The organism is Belnapia sp., from assembly GCF_059504005.1.
This window is the reverse complement of record NZ_JCACHU010000167.1, coordinates 40812-56679: the sequence shown is the minus strand read 5'-3', so window position 1 is coordinate 56679 and position 15868 is coordinate 40812. Positions and strand designations below refer to the sequence as shown.

The window sequence follows — 15868 nt, the reverse complement described above, 5'->3', positions numbered from 1 at the left end:
GCCAGATTCGCCGATTTCAGACCAGATGGGAATCCGACAGGCTGCTAGAGCGGGTGCCGTTTGCGCCGGCTCACGGAAGCCGCCCTGGTTCATTGTTTCCTCGAGCAAACACCTCGCATGAGGTGTTTCCGCCCTATCGGAACCTTCACGGAACGTGTTCGCCGCAAGCCGGGCACGATCCCCGATCCGGCGAAGGCTGATCATGGCCCGGCCTCAGGCAGCCTGCGCCGCCTCGATCATCACGCCGGCGAGGAGCGAATAGGCAGCAGTCCAGGCAGCCTCCACTTCCGCCGTGAAGCCCTCGCCCAGGCCCTGGCGCAGGGTCCAGAGCAGCGCGGCGCCGACCGTCGCATACTGCGCCTCGGTCACGCCGTAGCCGGCATGCCGGCGTGCAAGCGCCTGGGCGGCGGGGATGATCTCCTCCGGCCGCTTCAGCCCGGCGACGATCATGCCGAGCGTCGCCATCAGCTTCGCGCCCTGTTCCTGCATGTCCTTGCCGGCGAAGAGCGGCGGCGTGGTCGAATCCGTGTTGAAGAGCCGGGCGTAGAAAATCGCGGCAGCCTTGTCCCTGATCGGCGCCACTTGGCGGAAGCTGTCCTGGACGAGGCTGGCCTGTTCTGGAGTCATGCAGGGGGTCCTTTGCGGGTGAGGCGCCATCTCGCCGCATCCGGCGAGGCCGGGCAACCGGCCCGTGGGCGCAGGATTGGAGGCGTGGCTTGAAGGCGTTAAGGCCGGGATGACCGGCGGCAGGACAAGCCGTTGGCAAGCCTGGAGGTCCGGCTCGCGGAGTTGAGGATTTGAGGGCTTGAGGCGGGTTTCAGCCAGGCGCGCGGCCTCGCATGTGCTCCGGGTCTTGCCCGTTTCCTCCGTCAGTCGCTCGATGCCGAGGAAAGGCATCCCGCGCCGCGTTGCCCACGAGTCGACCCATCGAGCCTGGCCTGGATCACGGCTCCGCATGCCCGGGGCAAGCCCCGAACCGGTGGAGGCACGTGACCGGAGCGATTCGTCGTCCTGGCGAAGGATCAGGGCGGCTTCCGGAGCCGGTGCGAACGGAAACCGCCCTGGGAATGCGCCGCATTCGGAGGCCAGGGGTGACCAAGATAGGCTTCGGACCTGTTGCGCATTAAAGACTAGGATATTATTCTTATTTCGTTAAGCGGCAGCTCGTGCCCGGCCGATCAGCGCCAGCCCCTCCGCGACCGAGACGAATTCGCCGCCGCCCGCCAGCCGCTCCGGCCCGAAGCGCGCCTCGAACAGGCGGCGCACCGCCGGCACCAGGGAGGTGCCGCCGGTGAGGAAGACGCGGTCGACCGCCTCATGCGGCAGCCGAGCCTCCGCCAGCGCCCCGTCGATGGCGGCGCCGAGGCGGGCGAGGTCGGGAGCGATCCACGCCTGGAAATCGGCGCGGCCGATTTCGGCCTCAACCTGGAAATCCTCGTGGCGGAAGGACAGCATCGCGCGCGGGGCGTGGGAAAGCGCGGCCTTCACGCCGGAGACGGCGCGGTAGAGGGCATAGCCGGCCTCCTCCTCGATCAGCGCGATGAGGTGGTGCAGGCGCTCCGGATGGTCGGCAGTGCGGGCGACCTCGGCGATGTCGCGCAGAACCTTGGGTGCGCGCATCAGCGACAGGCGGTGCCAGCGGGCGAAGCCGGTGTACCAGGCAGCGGGAATCGGCATCGGCTTGCCCATCACCCGGTAGCTGTCGTTACGGCCGAGCCGGGGCGAGACGACATGGTCGATGATGCGGTAGTCGAAGCTGTCGCCGGCGATACCGATGCCGGCATGGCCGAGCGCGGTGACGCCGCCCGGCTCGTAGCGCAGGACGGAGAAGTCGCTGGTGCCGCCGCCGAAATCGCCGACCAGCACCGTCGCCGCGCCGCCGAGCCCATGGGCGAAGCGATAGCCGGCGGCCTCGGGCTCGAGGGCGAGGTCGACATCCTCCCAGCCGGCGGCGGCGAAGGCGGCGCGCAGGCGCCCCTCGCCGAGCACGTCATCGGGCATGTCGCCGGCGAAGCGGACGGGGCGGCCGGCGATGATGCGGGCGCCGGGCTCGGCCGGCAGCAGGGCGCGGAGGAAGAGGGCAATCAGGGCCTCCAGCGTGAAGCTGCGGGCGAGGATGCGCGTCTCGCTGAAGCTGCGCTGCGCCAGGTAGGACTTCATCGACATGATGAGCCGGCTGGCCAGCGGGTCCTCCAGATAGGCCTCGATGGCGGCGGGGCCTGCGGCATGCTGCGGGGCGCCGCCTGCCCTGGCGCCGAAGCAGAGCACGGTGCGGAAGACGTCGAGCATCTCCCCGCCGAAGGGAAAGCGGGCGGCCTCTAAGCGGCCATCGGGCAGCAGGCGCGCGACGACGCTGTTGGTGGTGCCGAAATCGATGCCGATGACGGGTTGCATGCGGGCGCCCCCTGAGGCGGAAGGGGGCGCGTGTTAGCCGAAGCAGCAAGGCTGGTCGAGCCCAGCCGTCTCGGACAATCCTCCAAAAGAACCGGCAAGAAGCCTAGCGGCTGCGCATCCAGTCCCAAAGCAGCAGAAGCGGAGGCGGAAGCATGATGGCGTAGAAGATCCAGTCAAACATTTGCGGCATGATGACGATCCCTTCTCAAGTAGCGTGTGCTGCTTAAGGAGGCCGGAAAGACGAAGTTCCAGCGCTCCCGCTTGCTGAGCATGGCATTCCGCCTGGGTATCGCTCGCGGGGCGGGGACTTGCCGGGAATGATCACCCGCACCCGGTCGCCCTTCCGGTCGGGCAGGCGCTCGGGCCGCCCGTCGCAATCGGTCAGTACCAGCCCGGCCTCACGCAGCAGATCCACGACGCGGCAGAGCATCAGGATTGAACGTGTATTCATTCCCACATCTACAACCTATGCGGGTAACGTCCGTGTGGGCTTTCGGGCCCGTGATGACTCGCGTGCTCAAGGACGTTGCATGATTTCAACCTGAAGTCATGTCGCTTCAGGCGGCGGAAGGACCCGGAGGATGACGGTGCTGCTGGTCGAGGACGACGCCATGGTGCGTCTCACCCTCGCCGATTTCTTCGAGGCGGTCGGACTCGACATCCTTGAGGCGGAGAATGCCAGAGGGGCGCTGGCGCTCATCGAAGATGCCTCGCAACGCATCGATGTGCTGGTGACCGACCTCGACCTGGGGCCGGGGGATGACGGCCTCGTCCTGGCGGGGAAGGCGCGGCTGAAACGGCCGGGGCTGCTGGTCGTCTACGAGACCGGCAGCCCGGAACTCTTCGGCGCCCATGCCTTCTCCGACTGGGAGCGGGTCTTCCACAAGCCCTTCGACCCGATGGCGCTGACCCGGACCGTGCTCGCGCTCGACCGCGCGGGGCGGACGGCGCGGCGGCGTCAGCGCTCCTCGGCGGCCAGGATGGTGGCGTCCAACCTGTAGCCGTTGTGGTCGGTGAGGACGAGGCGCGGCCGGGCCGGGTCCGCCTCGATCTTCTGGCGCAGGCGGTAGATATGCGTCTCCAGGGTGTGGGTGGAGACGGCGCTGCTGTAGTTCCAGACCTCCTGCAGCAGCACCGGCCGCGGCACGGTCTTGCCGCCGGCCCGGTAGAGAAGCTTCAGGATCGCGCATTCCTTGTCGGTCAGGCGAAGCCGGCGGTTGCGCGCTGGCTCCTGCAGCAGGCGCTGGCTCGGGCGGAAGACATAAGGGCCGATGAGGAAGCTCGCATCCTCGGTGTTGTCGTAGACGCGGAGTTGGGCCCGGAGGCGGGCCAGCAGCTCCGGCAGGCGGAAGGGCTTGGCGAGGTAATCGTTGGCGCCGGCATCGAGGCCACGGACAACGTCCTGCTCGTCATCGGCGCCGGTCAGCATGATGACGGGCATGTGCCGGCCGGCGCGGCGGAGCTTGGCGCAGAAGTCCCGCCCATCCGCATCGGGCAGGCCGACATCGAGCAGGATCGCGTCGTAGCGGGCATCGGCACGGGCAAGCTTGGCCTCGGCCTCGGCCACGCTCTCGGCCTCGTCGGCGCTGAACCCGCCGTCGAGCAGGATCTGCTCGGCCAGCGTGGCGCGCAGCGCGGCGTCGTCCTCGACGATAAGGATCTGGCGCAGGGCGGACATGTAGGTCTCCCGGGAGGGAAGGAGCTCGGGCACGGCAGGCTGCCCGCAGTACCCATCTAACGGTTGAGAGGCGCTTGCTCCAATCACCCAAACGCGAGTTTTGTCTTTTATTTAAGAAATCTTGAGGTTGTATACGACGGGATGAGACATCTCGTGGCCTGGCGGGGACGCCATGACGGCGCCGAATGGCCCGGGCGGTGACGGGCCGGGCGCGTCAGGGCGCCCGCAGCCTCTCCAGGGCGGCGCGCAGCGCGGGCGGGATGGCGGCGGCGCGGCGCGTCGTGCGGTCGAGTACCACCATGACCGAGAGCGCGGCCGCATGGCAGGCCTCGCCGGCGAAGAGGCCCTGTTGCAGCGCGAAGCTGCTGCCGCCGATGCGGGCGACGACGGTGCCGATCCGCACGCGGCCGGGGTAGTGCAGCTCGCGCAGGTAGTCGATCTCGACGCGGGCCAGGGCGATCGCCACCTCCCGCGCCGCGGGCGGCCCGGCGATCTCGGTCAGGAGCTCCCCCCGCCCGGCCTCGAACAGGGCGCCGAAGGCGCCGTTGTTGATGTGGCCGTTGAGGTCGGTATCGGCGATCCGCAGCTTCTCCTCCGTCCAGGCGGGGAAGCGCTCGGGGCCGGGCGGGGTGGGCCTCACTTCCCCTTCTCGGCCTCGTAGCGGGCCTTGTTCCCGGCATCGGGCGGGTAGAGGCCGGGCAGGGATTCGCCGGCCTCGACCTTGCCGATGATCCAGGCCTCGAGCCGCTCCTGCTCCTCGCCGGTCGCGGCGACCTCCTCGACGAAGGCCGCGGGGATGCAGACGGCGCCGTCATCGTCGGCGACGATCACGTCGCCCGGGAAGACGGCGACGCCGCCGCAGCCCACCGGCTCCTCCCAGTCGACGAAGGTGAGGCCGGCGACCGAGGGCGGCGCCGCGCCGCCGGAGCAGAAGACGGGCAGGCCGGTGCCGATGACGCCCGCCACGTCGCGCACCGCGCCATCCGTGACGAGGGCGGTGACGCCGCGCTTGACGAGCCGGGCGCAGAGGATGTCGCCGAAGATGCCGGCATCGGTGACGCCCCTCGCATCGGCGACGACGATGCAGCCTTCCGGCATCGCCTCGATGGCGGCGCGCGTCGACTTCGGCGAGGACCAGCTCTCCGGCGTCGCCAGGTCCTCGCGGGCGGGGATGAAGCGGAGGGTGAAGGCGGGGCCGACGAAGCGCTGGCCCTTGGCCGCCGGGGTGAAGGGCGGCGTGCCGCGGAGCCAGATGTTGCGCAGCCCCCGCTTCAGCAGGACGGTGGTGATGGTGGCGGTGGTGATCCGCTCCAGCCTGGCGCGGGTGGCGGGGTCGAGGGCCATGGGCTTGCTCCTTCTGCGGCGCATCGGCTTAGAGCAAACGCCGCCCCGGCGAAATCGCCGGCGCGCCGGGGCGCGCCGGTGCGGGGGGCCGAACCTTCGCCTGGCCGGGCCGTTGAGGCACCGGTTTCATTCCTCGATCGACAAGGGGGCGACATGTCGGAGTTCGAAACACGGCCGGCCGGGTTCGAGAGCCATTGGGACGCGGACTGGTTCAAGACCAAAGCGGAGGAATGCCGGCGCCTGGCCGAGCTGCTCGCCGAGCATCCGCAGCGGGCCTCCCTGCTGGCCCTGGCCGAGGATTTCGGCAAGCAGTCGGACCATGCCCGGCAGCTGGCGGCGATGGCGGTGGCGAATCGGCGGTGAGCGCGGCTCAACCGGGGCCGGGGCCGGGGACCAGCGGCGCCGGCGCGTAGCGGGCGACGAGCGGGGCCAGGGCCTCCGGCGTGCCGGTCTTGTCGTCGCCCGCCCAGTGGACCGAGACGACGCGCGCCTCGCCGCGGCGCAGGCAGCCCTCGGCATCGAGGCCGAGCGAGCGGTCGAGATAGAAGCCCTCCCCGGTATAGCCGGGCGCCGCCTCGTGCAGCGGCAGCAGGCGGAAGCCGACGAGGTGGCAGGCAAGGTTCATCAGCGGCTGGTCGAAGCCGTGCGGCCCGCGGACGCGGCGGTAGAGCGCGTCATGCTCGCGGATCAGCGCCATCACGGCCGCTGAGGCGAAGCCGCGGCGGAGCATGGCGTAGTTGCCGGCGGAGAAGAGCGGGGCGCCGGGGAAGCGCCCGGCCATCTCGGGCCGCGCCTCGGCGGCATAGACCCAGTCGCTGCTGGTCGCCCAGTAGACCAGGTCGGCATCCGCCGCGGCGAGGCGGGCGAGCAGCGGGGCCAGCGGGGCCGTCACCAGCTGGTCGCAGTCGAGGTAGAGATAGGGCGCGCCGGGCGCGTCCAGCGCGGCGAGCTTGCGCAGGTTGCGGCGGCGCGGCGGCAGGCCGGGGAAGCACTGGTCGGCGAAGGCGTCGATGGCGGCGTAGTCGGCCTCCACCATGCGGAAGCCGTACTCGGCGCGGAGGTCGGCGATGCGGTCGAGCCGGTCGCCATAGGGGATGCAGAGCAGGGGCACCTCCGGCGCCTGGTCGCGCAGGCTGGCCAGGAAGCTGCGCGCCCAGCCGGCATAGGCGTCGTCGGCCATGAAGGCGACCGGCATCTCAGCCATGGCGCAGGGCGGCGAGCGCGGCCTCCACGATCTGCTCCGGCGGCGGGGCGACGGAGAGGATGACGGTGCGGTCGTCCGGCGCCGGCGGCTCCAGCGTGGCGAATTGGCTGGCCATGAGGCTCGGCGGCATGAAGTGGCCCGGCCGCTCCGCCTGGCGGGCGCCAATCAGCGCCGGGTCGCCCGCCAGAAACAGGAGGCGGACGGCGGGGCGGCCCGCCAGCAGGCGGTCGCGATAGGCCTGCTTCAGCGCGGAGCAGGTGGCGACGCCGCCTAGCGGCCCGCGCTCGTCGAGCCAGGCGCCGATGGCGTCCAGCCAGGGCCAGCGGTCCTCGTCCGTCAGCGGCTCGCCGCGGCTCATCTTGGCGATGTTGGCGGGCGGGTGGAAGCTGTCGGCATCGGCGAAGGGCACGCCGAGCCGCTCCGCGAGAAGGCTGCCGACCGTGCTCTTGCCGGCGCCGGAGACGCCCATCACCAGGACGAGCGGGGTCATTTCTTCGGCTGTTCCAGATGGCCACCGAAGCCCTTGCGCTGGGCGGAGAGGACCTTGCCGCTGAAGCGCGCCTCGTCGCGGCTGGTGAAGCGGGCATAGAGCGCGGCGGAGAGGACAGGGGCGGCGACCGCCGTCTCCAAGGCGGCCTGGACGGTCCAGCGCCCTTCGCCGCTGTCGGAGACATGGCCGGAGAAGCCCTCCAGCGCCGGGTCCCCGGCGAGCGCCTGGGCCGTCAGGTCGAGCAGCCAGGAGGCGACGACGCTGCCGCGGCGCCAGGCCTCGGTGATCTCGGCGATGTTGAGGGTGAAGCGCTGGTCCTCGGGCAGGGCGTCGCTGTCGGCATGCTTCAGGATGTCGAGGCCCTCGGCGAAGGCCTGCATCATGCCGTACTCGATGCCGTTGTGGATCATCTTGGTGAAGTGGCCGGCGCCGTTCGGCCCGGCATGGACATAGCCCTGCTCTGGCCGCGGGTCGCCGGCATAGCCCGGCGTCGGCGGGGCGGAGGCCTTGCCAGGGGCAAGGGCGGCGAGGATGGGGTCGAGCCGGCGGACCACCTCGTCCTCGCCGCCGATCATCATCGAATAGCCGCGCTCCAGGCCCCAGACGCCGCCGGAGGTGCCGATGTCGAGGAAATGCATCCCCTTGGCCCGCAGCGCGGTGCCGCGGCGGACGCTGTCCTTCCACATGGAGTTGCCGCCATCGATCAGCACGTCGCCGGGCGAGAGCAGACCGGCGAGGGTCTCGACCGCCTGCTCGGTCGGGGCGCCGTTCGGCAGCATGATCCAGATGGCGCGCGGGGCATCGAGGGCGGCGACCATGGCCTCGAGGCTGTCCACGGCGCGGGCGCCCTCCTTGGCGAGGATGGCGCCGGGAGCGGGGTCGCGGTCATAGGCCACGCAGTCATGGCCGGCGCGAAGCAGGCGCCGCACGATGTTGCCGCCCATGCGGCCGAGGCCGACCATGCCGAGTTGCATCCGTCCACACTCCCCAAAACAAGATCGGGGAGAAGGTATTCTCCCCGAACCTCTCATCTATTTCTTTGAGTCCGCCAATTAGCCAAATCGAGCCAAGGTGAACTCCGGCGGGACCTCGCCGCGGCCGAGCACCGCATCGGCCGTCATCTTGCCGGCAATGGGGGCCAGGGTGTAGCCGTTGCTGGTGACGGCATGGAAGAGGCCGGGCACCCCGGGCACCTCGCCCAGCAGGGGCGCGCGGTCGACCTCCACCGCGAGGCCGGTCCAGGCGCGGATGGCTTGCATGCCAGCCAAGCCCGGCAGGACGCGGCCGGCGACCCAGAGATTGCCCTCGATGGAGCGGCGCAGGTTGCGCGGGGCGCCGCGGCCGTCGAGCAGGCCGGGCCAGCCGCCGCCGACCAGCACATGGCCGCCATCCCCCTGCTTCAGCGAGAGATGCCGCCCGGCATGGGCGACGAGATGGCGCATCACCGGCGCCACGCCCTCGGTGGCGATCACCTGCTGGACGGAGCCGATCACCGGAAGGGCGAGGCCGAGCATGGCGGCGATCCGCCCGGCATGGGCGCCGGCGCAATTCACCACCCGCCCGGCGCGGATGGCGCCGCCTGCCGCCTGCACGGCGAAGCCGCCCCCCTCGCGGGCGATGGCCTGCACCTCCACCCCCTCCCGCAGCCGGGCGCCGGCCGTAGCGGCCAGGCGGCGGAGGGCGAGGGTGCCGCGCAGGGGGTCGATCTGCCCCTCGCCCGGGGCGAAGCCGGCGCCGATGAAATGCGGGCCGAGATAGGGGGCGAGGCTCATCAGCTCATTGGCGCCGAGCAGGTGGCTCTCGATCCCCCGCGCCCGCTCGGCCCCGACCTTGGCGCGGAGCCAGCGGAACTGCTCCTCCGTCTCGGCCAGCATCAGCCCGCCCTCGGTGCGGATGCCAAGCCCCTCCCCCGCCGCCTCGGCGATCTCGCGCCAGAGGGCGATGCTTCGCGGGCCGAGCGGCAGGCGGTCGAGCGCCGGGCCGGTCTCCTGCTCGCCGTCGAAGTCATAGGTGAGGAGCTGGACATGGAGACTGCCGGCATTGGCGGTGCTGGCGGCCATGCCGGCCTCGCCGCGCTCCACCAGCAGCACGTCCGTGCCCTCGCGGGCGAGGTACATCGCCGTCGAGAGGCCGAGGGCGCCGCCGCCGATCACCAGCACGTCGCAGGCCTCGGCCAGCGGCGCGGCGGGGCGGGCGGTCCACTGATTGTAATGCGGCAGCGGGAAGCTGGGCCAGTCGCCGCCCTCGGGCAGTTCCAGCATCAGCGCGGCGGCGGGGACGGGCTTCACCGGGGCGCGCGGGGCGGCAAAGCCGGCCTCCTCGGCGACGCCGCAGAGCCGGGCGACGGAGGTGGAGCACATGCGCCCCTGGCAGCGGCCCATGCCGGCGCGCGTCGCCTTCTTCAGCCCGGCCAATGAGCGGAAGCCGGCGGCCTGCTCGGCGCGGAGGCGGCCGGCCGTTACCTCCTCGCAGCGGCAGAGGATGGTCTCGTCCGGCAGCGCGGCGATGTCGTGGGGCGGGGCGGCGAAGAGGCGCCAGAGCCCGGCCTGGAAGGCGAGCGCCCGGCGCAGCGCCGCCCGCGCCGGCGCGGCATCGGCGGCGGAGAGGCCGAGATCGGCGGCGGCGGCCAGCCCGGCAAGGCGCCCGCGGGCCAGCGCGATGCGGGCCCCGCCGATCGCCGCCCCGTCGCCGACTGCGAAGACCGGTGCGAGGGAGGTGCGCCCATCCTCCGCCGTCACCGTCTCCAGCCGCTCGCCGGTGAAGCGGTGCTCGGCGCCGAGCGCGCGGGCGAGGCCGGTTTCCGGCTGGAAGCCTAGGTTGAGGGCGCAGGCATCGGCCTCGATGCGGCGCTCGCCCTCGGGCGTCCGCAGGTGGAGAGCGGCAAAGCGCCCTTCGCCCTCGCAGGCGAGGATGGTGGAGCCCCAGAGCACGGGCACACCGGCCCGGCGCAGGCGCCGGAGGTAGCGGAGCCCGTCCCAGGCGAGGTCGGGCGAGGCGCGGAGGATGCGAGCGGCGTCGCGCCACTGGGAGAGGCCGGGACGCGGGGCGGCCTCGGCGACGGCCACGACCTCCGCCCCGCCGTCCAGCAATTCGCAGGCGAGCTGCAGGTTCAGCGGGCCGTTGCCGGCGATGACGATCCGCCGCCCGGGGGAGACGCGGTTGGCCCGCGCCAGGGTCTGCATCCCGCCGGTGGTCATCACGCCGGGCAGGGTCCAGCCGGGGACGGGCACGGGGCGCTCATGCGCGCCGGCAGCGAGGATCAGGCGCCGCGGGCGGAAGGTGACGGCGGCGCCGTCGACCAGCGCGCCGATCTCGTCCGGGGCGAAGCCGCCCCAGACGGTGGCGCCGGTCAGGATCTCGGCGCCGGCGGCCTGGGCGAGGGCGCGCAGCGTCTCGCCCTTGCGGAATTGGGCATCGGGCGCGGCATGGCTGTGCGAGACGGCGAGCGGCTTTAGGTACTGGCCGCCGGCTTCGCCGCGCTCATCCAATACCAGGACGCGGGCGCCGGCCTCGGCGGCGGCGCGGGCGGCGGAGAGGCCGGCGGGGCCGGCGCCGATGACCAGCACGTCGCACTCCCGCTCCGGGATCGCTTCGGGCGCGGCGGCAAGCGGTGCGGGTGCGGCGGGCGGCGCGCCGCCCACTGCCATGCCATCCTGCACTTTGGTCAGGCAGGCGCGTTGGCCCGGCCTGCCGTCCACCGTCACCAAGCAATCGAAGCAGGCGCCCATGCCGCAATGGAGGCCGCGCGGGGCTCCGCTCGGCGTCTCCCGGTAGGCAAGGATGCCGGCGGCGGAGAGGGTGGCGGCGATGGTCTCGCCCGGCAGCGCCTCGAGCGCCTCGCCATCGAAGGTGATGCGAATGGGCGCGGCGGCAGGCCGGATATCGGGATGGGTGAGGCGCATGCGCTTGCCGGCTCGGGCCAGTTCCTGTTCAGTCCGGCATCATCGCATGCAGGATCGAGGGGGCAAGCAGCATGGCCGGGCCGTTCCGTGGGACCTACACGGTCCTCATCACCCCGTTCACCGCCGATGGCACGGCCGTCGACCTCAAGGCGCTGGAGCGGCTGGTGGAATTCCAGATCGCCGAGGGGATCGACGGGCTGATCCCGCTCGGCTCCACCGGCGAGTTCCTGAGCGTGAGCCGCGAGGAGCGGACGGCGATCACCGAGACGGTGGTGCAGACGGCGGCTGGCCGCGTGCCGGTGCTGGTCGGCACCGGCGCCGAGGACACGCGGGAGGTGGTGGCGCTGTCGCGCGAGGCGGAGGCGCTCGGCGCGGATGGGGTGATGATCATCCCGCCCTTCTACGCGGTGCCGACGGAGGACGAGCTCTTCCACCACTACAAGACCGTCGCCGATGCGATCGGCATCCCCATCATGGTCTACAACAACCCGGCGACGGCGAATGTCGACCTGCTGCCCGCGACGCTCGCCCGGCTCTCGACCATCCCCAACTGCCGCTACGTCAAGGAGAGCACGCTGGAGGTGACGCGGGTGCGCGACATCATCGCGCTTTGCGGCGACCGGATGGAGGTTTTTGCGGGTGTGCTCGGCTATGAGAGCGCCTGGCTCGGCGCCATCGGCTGGGTCGCGGTGTGCAGCAACCTCGTTCCCCGCCTGTCGCGCGACATGTTCGCCGCCGCGGCCTTCGAGGCGGACCGGGACAAGGCGCTGCCGCTCTACCGCAAGCTGGCGCCGCTGCTGCCCCGGGTCGGCGGGCCGCGCTACGTCTCCGGCACCAAGGCGGGCTTCCGGCTGATGGGGATGGAGATGGGCGACCCGCGCCCGCCGCGCCTGCCGCTGCCGGAGCGGGACGTTCCGGTCCTGGCCTCGATCTTGCAAGCGATGGGCGCGATGCCGGCCGCCCGTGCGGCCGCGGAATAGGAGTGCCCTGATGCTTCGCCGTTCCCTGCTCGGCGCCGCCTGCGCCGCCGTCAGCCTGCCTGCCTTCGGCCAACCTGCTTCTGGGCAGAGCTGCGCGCCGAAAGTCGCCGATGGCGAGCTGGTGAAGGCGCGGACGCTCACCCTCTCCACCAACCCGACGCTGCCGCCGATGCAATTCGTCAACAGCCAGGGCCAGCTCGTCGGCATGCGGGTGGAGCTGGGGGCGGAGATCGCGAAGCGGCTCTGCCTCGGCGTCGAGCATGTGCGCGTCGAATTCGCCGCGATGATCCCGGGCCTCGCGGCGCGGCGCTGGGACATGATCAACACGGGCATGTTCTACACGGAGGAACGCGCCAAGCTCATGTACCTCGTCCGCTACGAGGAGCAGGCGATCAGCGTCAGCGTGCCGCGCGGCAACCCCCGGAAGGTCGCCCGCATCGAGGACATGGCGGGGCTGACGGTCGGCGTGGAGCAGGGCGGCTTCGAGTTCCGCCGCACCCAGGACATCGCCAAGGCGCTGGAGGAGAAGGGCCTGAAGCCGATCACCATCCGGCCCTTCGACAATTTCGCCGTCTCCTTCCAGGCGCTGCGGGTCGGGCAGCTCGACGCGGCGATCTCCATCGACAGCACCGGCAAGGAATACGAGGAGCGCGGCGACTTCACCCGCGCCATCAGCGGGCTCTACGGCACGCCGATCAATTTCGGCTTCCGCAGCAAGACGCTGGCCACCGCCGTTGCCGGCGTGCTGACGGAGATGCGGGCCGACGGGTCGCTCAAGGCGCTGTTCGACCGCTACGGCGTCAAGGAATACGAGGGCGCCTTCGAGGTGGTCGGTCCCGCGTGACGTGACGGCCTGGCGCTGGGACGGGTTCCTCGACTACCTCTTCAATGCCTATCTGCTCGAGGGCGCGGCGATCTCCGTCGCGCTCACCGCGGCCTCGCTGTTCTGCGGGCTGTTGATCGGGCTCGGCATCGCCGTCATGCGGCTGGCCTCCAGCCGGGTCCTCAGGGGCATCGCGCAGTTCTACTGCTGGATCTTCCGCGGCACGCCGCTGCTGGTGCAGCTGCTCGTCATCTATACCGGGCTGCCGCTCCTCGGCCTGCGCTTCTCGGTCTGGGAGGCGGCGCTGCTCGGCCTCTCGCTCAACGAGGCGGCCTATCTCGCCGAGATCCTCCGCGCCGGCATCCTCTCCGTGCCGAAGGGGCAGCGGGAGGCGGCGCTGGCGCTCGGGCTGCACCGGCGGCAGGTGTTCCGGCTGGTGACCTGGCCGCAGGCGCTGCGCCTCGTCATCCCGCCGCTCGGCAACAGCGTGAACGGGCTGCTGAAGACCACCTCCGTCGCCAGCGTCATCTCGGTCGACGAGCTGCTTCGGCGGACGCAGATCCTGATCCAGGAGCGCTTCCTCGTGCTCGAGCTCTTCGCGGTCGCGGCGCTCTACTACCTCGTCCTCACCACGCTCTGGGAGGTGGTGCAGCGCCGGCTGGAGCGGCGCTACGGCCGCGGCTACGGGCAGGAGGCGGCGGACCGGCGCTGACGAACTTCCTACCGACCGTGATCGGCGCCGGGCTTGCAACCGCGGGTGGCAGGGCGGCACTGTCCCGCCGAACCGATGCCGGAGTCCCGATGCGGCCCCTCCTCCTCGCGGCCCTGCTGGCCCTCGCCGGGCCGGCCCTCGCCCAGCCAACGCCCCCCGCGCAGCGCGAGGCCGTGGTCGCCAACGACACGGACCGCATGATGATGGAGCTCTACCTCTTCCGCCCCGGCGGCGAGGATGGGGCGGACCGCCTCGGCAGCGGCGTGCTGCCGCCGCGGGCGACGCTGCGCGTGCCGCTCGGCCGCATGCGGGAGTGCAGCATCGAGGCGCGCGCCGTCTTCGAAGGCGGCGACGAGATGCGCCGGCGCGCCGACATCTGCCGCAACCCGCGCATCGCCTTCGCCGATACCGGGCCGGCGCGCGACGTGACCGTGGCCAACCAGTCCGACCGGGCCCTGCGCGAACTCTACCTGGCGCCCACCGGCAACCGCCCCGGCCGGGCGCGGGACTGGGGCGCCGACCGGCTCGGCAGCGGCACCGTCGCGGCCGGCGAGGAGTTCCGCCTCCGCCTGCGCAACACCACGGCCTGCAGCTTCGACGTACGCGCCGTCTATGACAATGACGAGGAGGAGGTGCGCGAGCGGCAGGACATCTGCCGCACTCCGCGCCTCGCCTTCGGCGATGCCAGCATCCCGATGCGGGAGGTGACGGTGGCCAATCGCGGCCGCCGGGTGCTGCGTGAGCTCTACGCCCGCGCCGATGGGCGCGAGGGCTGGGGCGCCGACCGGCTGGGCGCCGAGACTGTGGAGCCGCGCGGCGAATTCCGCCTCCGCCTGCGGGGGCGGGAATGCCGCTTCGACCTGCGCGCCGTCTTCGAGGACAACCGGGAGGAGGTGCAGCGCGGCCTCGACCTCTGCACGCAGCGGACGGCCGGCTTCGGCATGCCGGTGATCGCCGAGGGCGGTGCACGGCGGTTGACGCTGGTGAACGGCTTCAGCCGCACGGTGCGCGAGGCCTATCTCTCGCCCGCCGACGAGGACGACTGGGGCGAGGATGCCCTCGGCGACCAGGTCATCGCCCCGGGCGGGCGCCAGACGGTGACGCTGGAGGGCGGCTGCCAGGCCGACCTCCGCATCGTCTTCGACAATGACGCGGCGGAGGAGCGGCGCGACATCGATGTCTGCGCGCTCGGCACCATCGCGCTCCGCCCGGGCTGGACGGTGGATGAGCTGACCGCGCCCGCGCCGGCGGCGAAGGATCCGCAGCCGGGCAGCATCCGCCTGCGCAATGCCGGCGGCCTGCCGGTGGTGGAGCTTTATGCCGACCCGCCGGGCAGCAAGCGCGGCGAGGACCGGCTCGGCCATACCGTGCTCGGCGCCGGGGAGGCGATGGACTTCGCCCCGCCCGGCGGGCCGGACGACTGCCAAGCGGACCTGGTGGCGGTGTTCCGCGACGGGCGGGAGCTCGCCCTGCCCGGCACCGATCTCTGCGCCGGGCGCGAGGTGGTGCTGCAATGAGGCGCCTGCTTCTCCTCGCCCTCCTGCTGGCGCCCGGCCTCGCCGCCGCGCAGCCTGTGCCGGAGGCGCTGCAGGGCGCCTGGTTCCAGGGCGACTGCGCCCGGCCGGATGCGCTGCTCCACCTCACCCATCGCGCCGCGGCGCGGGTGCCGCGCGACGGGGCCGGGAGGCTGCTCCGCTTCCAGGCGATGCGGCAGCAGGAGGGCTGGCTGATCGGCACCGGGCGCGGGGCCCAGGCGCCGCGGCTGATGCTGCGCGCCGCCGGCGATGCGCTGGAGACGGCCGAGCCGGATGCCAAGGCGCGCGAGGACCGGCTGCCGGGCGATGCCCCCCTCGCCCGCTGGCACCGCTGCGGCACGGTGCCGCCGGAGGTGGCGCTGCTGCATGGCGAGGGCGTCGCGGTGATGGCGGCGCTCGAGCATGTCGAGGCGGCCTGCGGCGGGGCGGATGGCGCGGCCTGCTTCGCCGCCGTGGTGAAGCAGGCCGATGTCTCGGGCGATAGCCGGCTGGCGCGGGCGGAGCTGGCGCGGCTCGCCCGCGGCGCCGCCTGGCTGGTCGCGGTGCAGGAGGGGGTGACGGGCGACAAGCTCGCCGGCGCCGTCGCGGCCGGGGCGCTGGCCGGGCAGCTCGCGGCGCAGCTCACGGTCGAGAGCCTCGACTATGACGGCGACGGGCGGCTCTCCGCCGAGGAGCTGGCGCAGGACCGCGGCCGCTTCGGCATGGCGCGGGGCAATGCCGAGGGACGGCCGCTGCACAGCGAGGCGGCGGGGCCGGGGCTCGAGGCGCTGCGCGGGCTGCTCAGCGGCCTCAGCCTGTTGAAGTAG

17 protein-coding genes are annotated in these 15868 nt (G+C 72.2%); 7 read left to right on the top strand and 10 right to left on the bottom strand.

The annotated features are described in order from the left end of the window. The 3 genes from AC5JJ1_RS26940 to AC5JJ1_RS26930 all read right to left on the bottom strand — a co-directional run. A partial coding sequence (locus tag AC5JJ1_RS26940) for a hypothetical protein (RefSeq protein WP_495788210.1) occupies nt 1–204 on the bottom strand: 204 nt, incomplete at its 3' end. A gap of 9 nt (nt 205–213) precedes the next feature. Then, complete coding sequence (locus AC5JJ1_RS26935) at nt 214–627, bottom strand: globin family protein (protein ID WP_495788209.1); 414 nt, start codon at nt 625–627, stop codon at nt 214–216. 525 nt (nt 628–1152) lie between these two features. Continuing rightward, the gene (locus AC5JJ1_RS26930; protein ID WP_495788208.1) at nt 1153–2394 is read right to left on the bottom strand and encodes an Hsp70 family protein; all 1242 of its coding nucleotides are present in this window, start codon (nt 2392–2394) and stop codon (nt 1153–1155) included. A 581-nt stretch (nt 2395–2975) separates the two neighbouring features. Here AC5JJ1_RS26930 and AC5JJ1_RS26925 point away from each other — a divergent pair. Further along, on the top strand, nt 2976–3395 hold the full coding sequence (locus AC5JJ1_RS26925; RefSeq protein WP_495788207.1) for a response regulator: 420 nt from the start codon (nt 2976–2978) through the stop codon (nt 3393–3395). Here the strand turns inward: AC5JJ1_RS26925 and AC5JJ1_RS26920 are convergent. The 3 genes from AC5JJ1_RS26920 to AC5JJ1_RS26910 all read right to left on the bottom strand — a co-directional run bounded on the left by AC5JJ1_RS26920 (nt 3353) and on the right by AC5JJ1_RS26910 (nt 5416). After that, nucleotides 3353–4072: a response regulator transcription factor gene (locus AC5JJ1_RS26920; RefSeq protein ID WP_495788206.1), complete on the bottom strand. Its 720-nt coding sequence runs from the start codon at nt 4070–4072 to the stop codon at nt 3353–3355. The genes AC5JJ1_RS26925 and AC5JJ1_RS26920 overlap by 43 nt on opposite strands. A 214-nt stretch (nt 4073–4286) precedes the next feature. After that, nucleotides 4287–4712, bottom strand: a complete 426-nt coding sequence (locus tag AC5JJ1_RS26915; RefSeq protein ID WP_495788205.1) for an acyl-CoA thioesterase — start codon at nt 4710–4712, stop codon at nt 4287–4289. After that, nucleotides 4709–5416, bottom strand: coding sequence for a ribonuclease activity regulator RraA (locus tag AC5JJ1_RS26910; protein WP_495788204.1), 708 nt, complete (start codon nt 5414–5416; stop codon nt 4709–4711). Before AC5JJ1_RS26910 ends, AC5JJ1_RS26915 begins: the two co-directional genes overlap by 4 nt. Nucleotides 5417–5569: 153 nt before the next feature. Here AC5JJ1_RS26910 and AC5JJ1_RS26905 point away from each other — a divergent pair, with 153 nt between their 5' ends. Next, the gene (locus AC5JJ1_RS26905) at nt 5570–5779 is read left to right on the top strand and encodes a hypothetical protein (RefSeq protein WP_495788203.1); all 210 of its coding nucleotides are present in this window, start codon (nt 5570–5572) and stop codon (nt 5777–5779) included. A 7-nt stretch (nt 5780–5786) separates the two neighbouring features. Here the strand turns inward: AC5JJ1_RS26905 and AC5JJ1_RS26900 are convergent, their stop codons facing one another. The 4 genes from AC5JJ1_RS26900 to AC5JJ1_RS26885 form a co-directional block, all read right to left on the bottom strand. Further along, nucleotides 5787–6620 (bottom strand): hypothetical protein, encoded by an 834-nt coding sequence (locus tag AC5JJ1_RS26900; protein ID WP_495788202.1) that lies wholly within the window; start codon nt 6618–6620, stop codon nt 5787–5789. Beyond that, nucleotides 6613–7110, bottom strand: coding sequence for a gluconokinase (locus AC5JJ1_RS26895; protein ID WP_495788201.1), 498 nt, complete (start codon nt 7108–7110; stop codon nt 6613–6615). The genes AC5JJ1_RS26900 and AC5JJ1_RS26895 overlap by 8 nt, the downstream gene beginning before the upstream one ends. Continuing rightward, complete coding sequence (gene gnd / locus AC5JJ1_RS26890) at nt 7107–8084, bottom strand: phosphogluconate dehydrogenase (NAD(+)-dependent, decarboxylating) (RefSeq protein ID WP_495788200.1); 978 nt, start codon at nt 8082–8084, stop codon at nt 7107–7109. The genes AC5JJ1_RS26895 and gnd overlap by 4 nt, the downstream gene beginning before the upstream one ends. Before the next feature lie 78 nt (nt 8085–8162). Further along, nucleotides 8163–11012, bottom strand: coding sequence for an FAD-dependent oxidoreductase (locus AC5JJ1_RS26885; RefSeq protein WP_495788199.1), 2850 nt, complete (start codon nt 11010–11012; stop codon nt 8163–8165). Between the two features lie 71 nt (nt 11013–11083). Here AC5JJ1_RS26885 and AC5JJ1_RS26880 point away from each other — a divergent pair, with 71 nt between their 5' ends. The 5 genes from AC5JJ1_RS26880 to AC5JJ1_RS26860 all read left to right on the top strand — a co-directional run bounded on the left by AC5JJ1_RS26880 (nt 11084) and on the right by AC5JJ1_RS26860 (nt 15868). Further along, on the top strand, nt 11084–11992 hold the full coding sequence (locus AC5JJ1_RS26880) for a dihydrodipicolinate synthase family protein (protein ID WP_495788198.1): 909 nt from the start codon (nt 11084–11086) through the stop codon (nt 11990–11992). A gap of 10 nt (nt 11993–12002) precedes the next feature. Then, entirely contained in the window at nt 12003–12836 is an 834-nt protein-coding gene (locus AC5JJ1_RS26875) for an ABC transporter substrate-binding protein (RefSeq protein WP_495788197.1), read from the top strand. Between the two features lies 1 nt (nt 12837). Next, the gene (locus AC5JJ1_RS26870) at nt 12838–13527 is read left to right on the top strand and encodes an amino acid ABC transporter permease (RefSeq protein WP_495788196.1); all 690 of its coding nucleotides are present in this window, start codon (nt 12838–12840) and stop codon (nt 13525–13527) included. Between the two features lie 89 nt (nt 13528–13616). Then, nucleotides 13617–15044 carry a hypothetical protein gene (locus tag AC5JJ1_RS26865; protein WP_495788195.1) on the top strand — a complete coding sequence of 476 codons (1428 nt, stop codon included), beginning with the start codon at nt 13617–13619 and terminating at the stop codon, nt 15042–15044. After that, nucleotides 15041–15868 carry a hypothetical protein gene (locus AC5JJ1_RS26860; protein WP_495788194.1) on the top strand — a complete coding sequence of 276 codons (828 nt, stop codon included), beginning with the start codon at nt 15041–15043 and terminating at the stop codon, nt 15866–15868. Before AC5JJ1_RS26865 ends, AC5JJ1_RS26860 begins: the two co-directional genes overlap by 4 nt.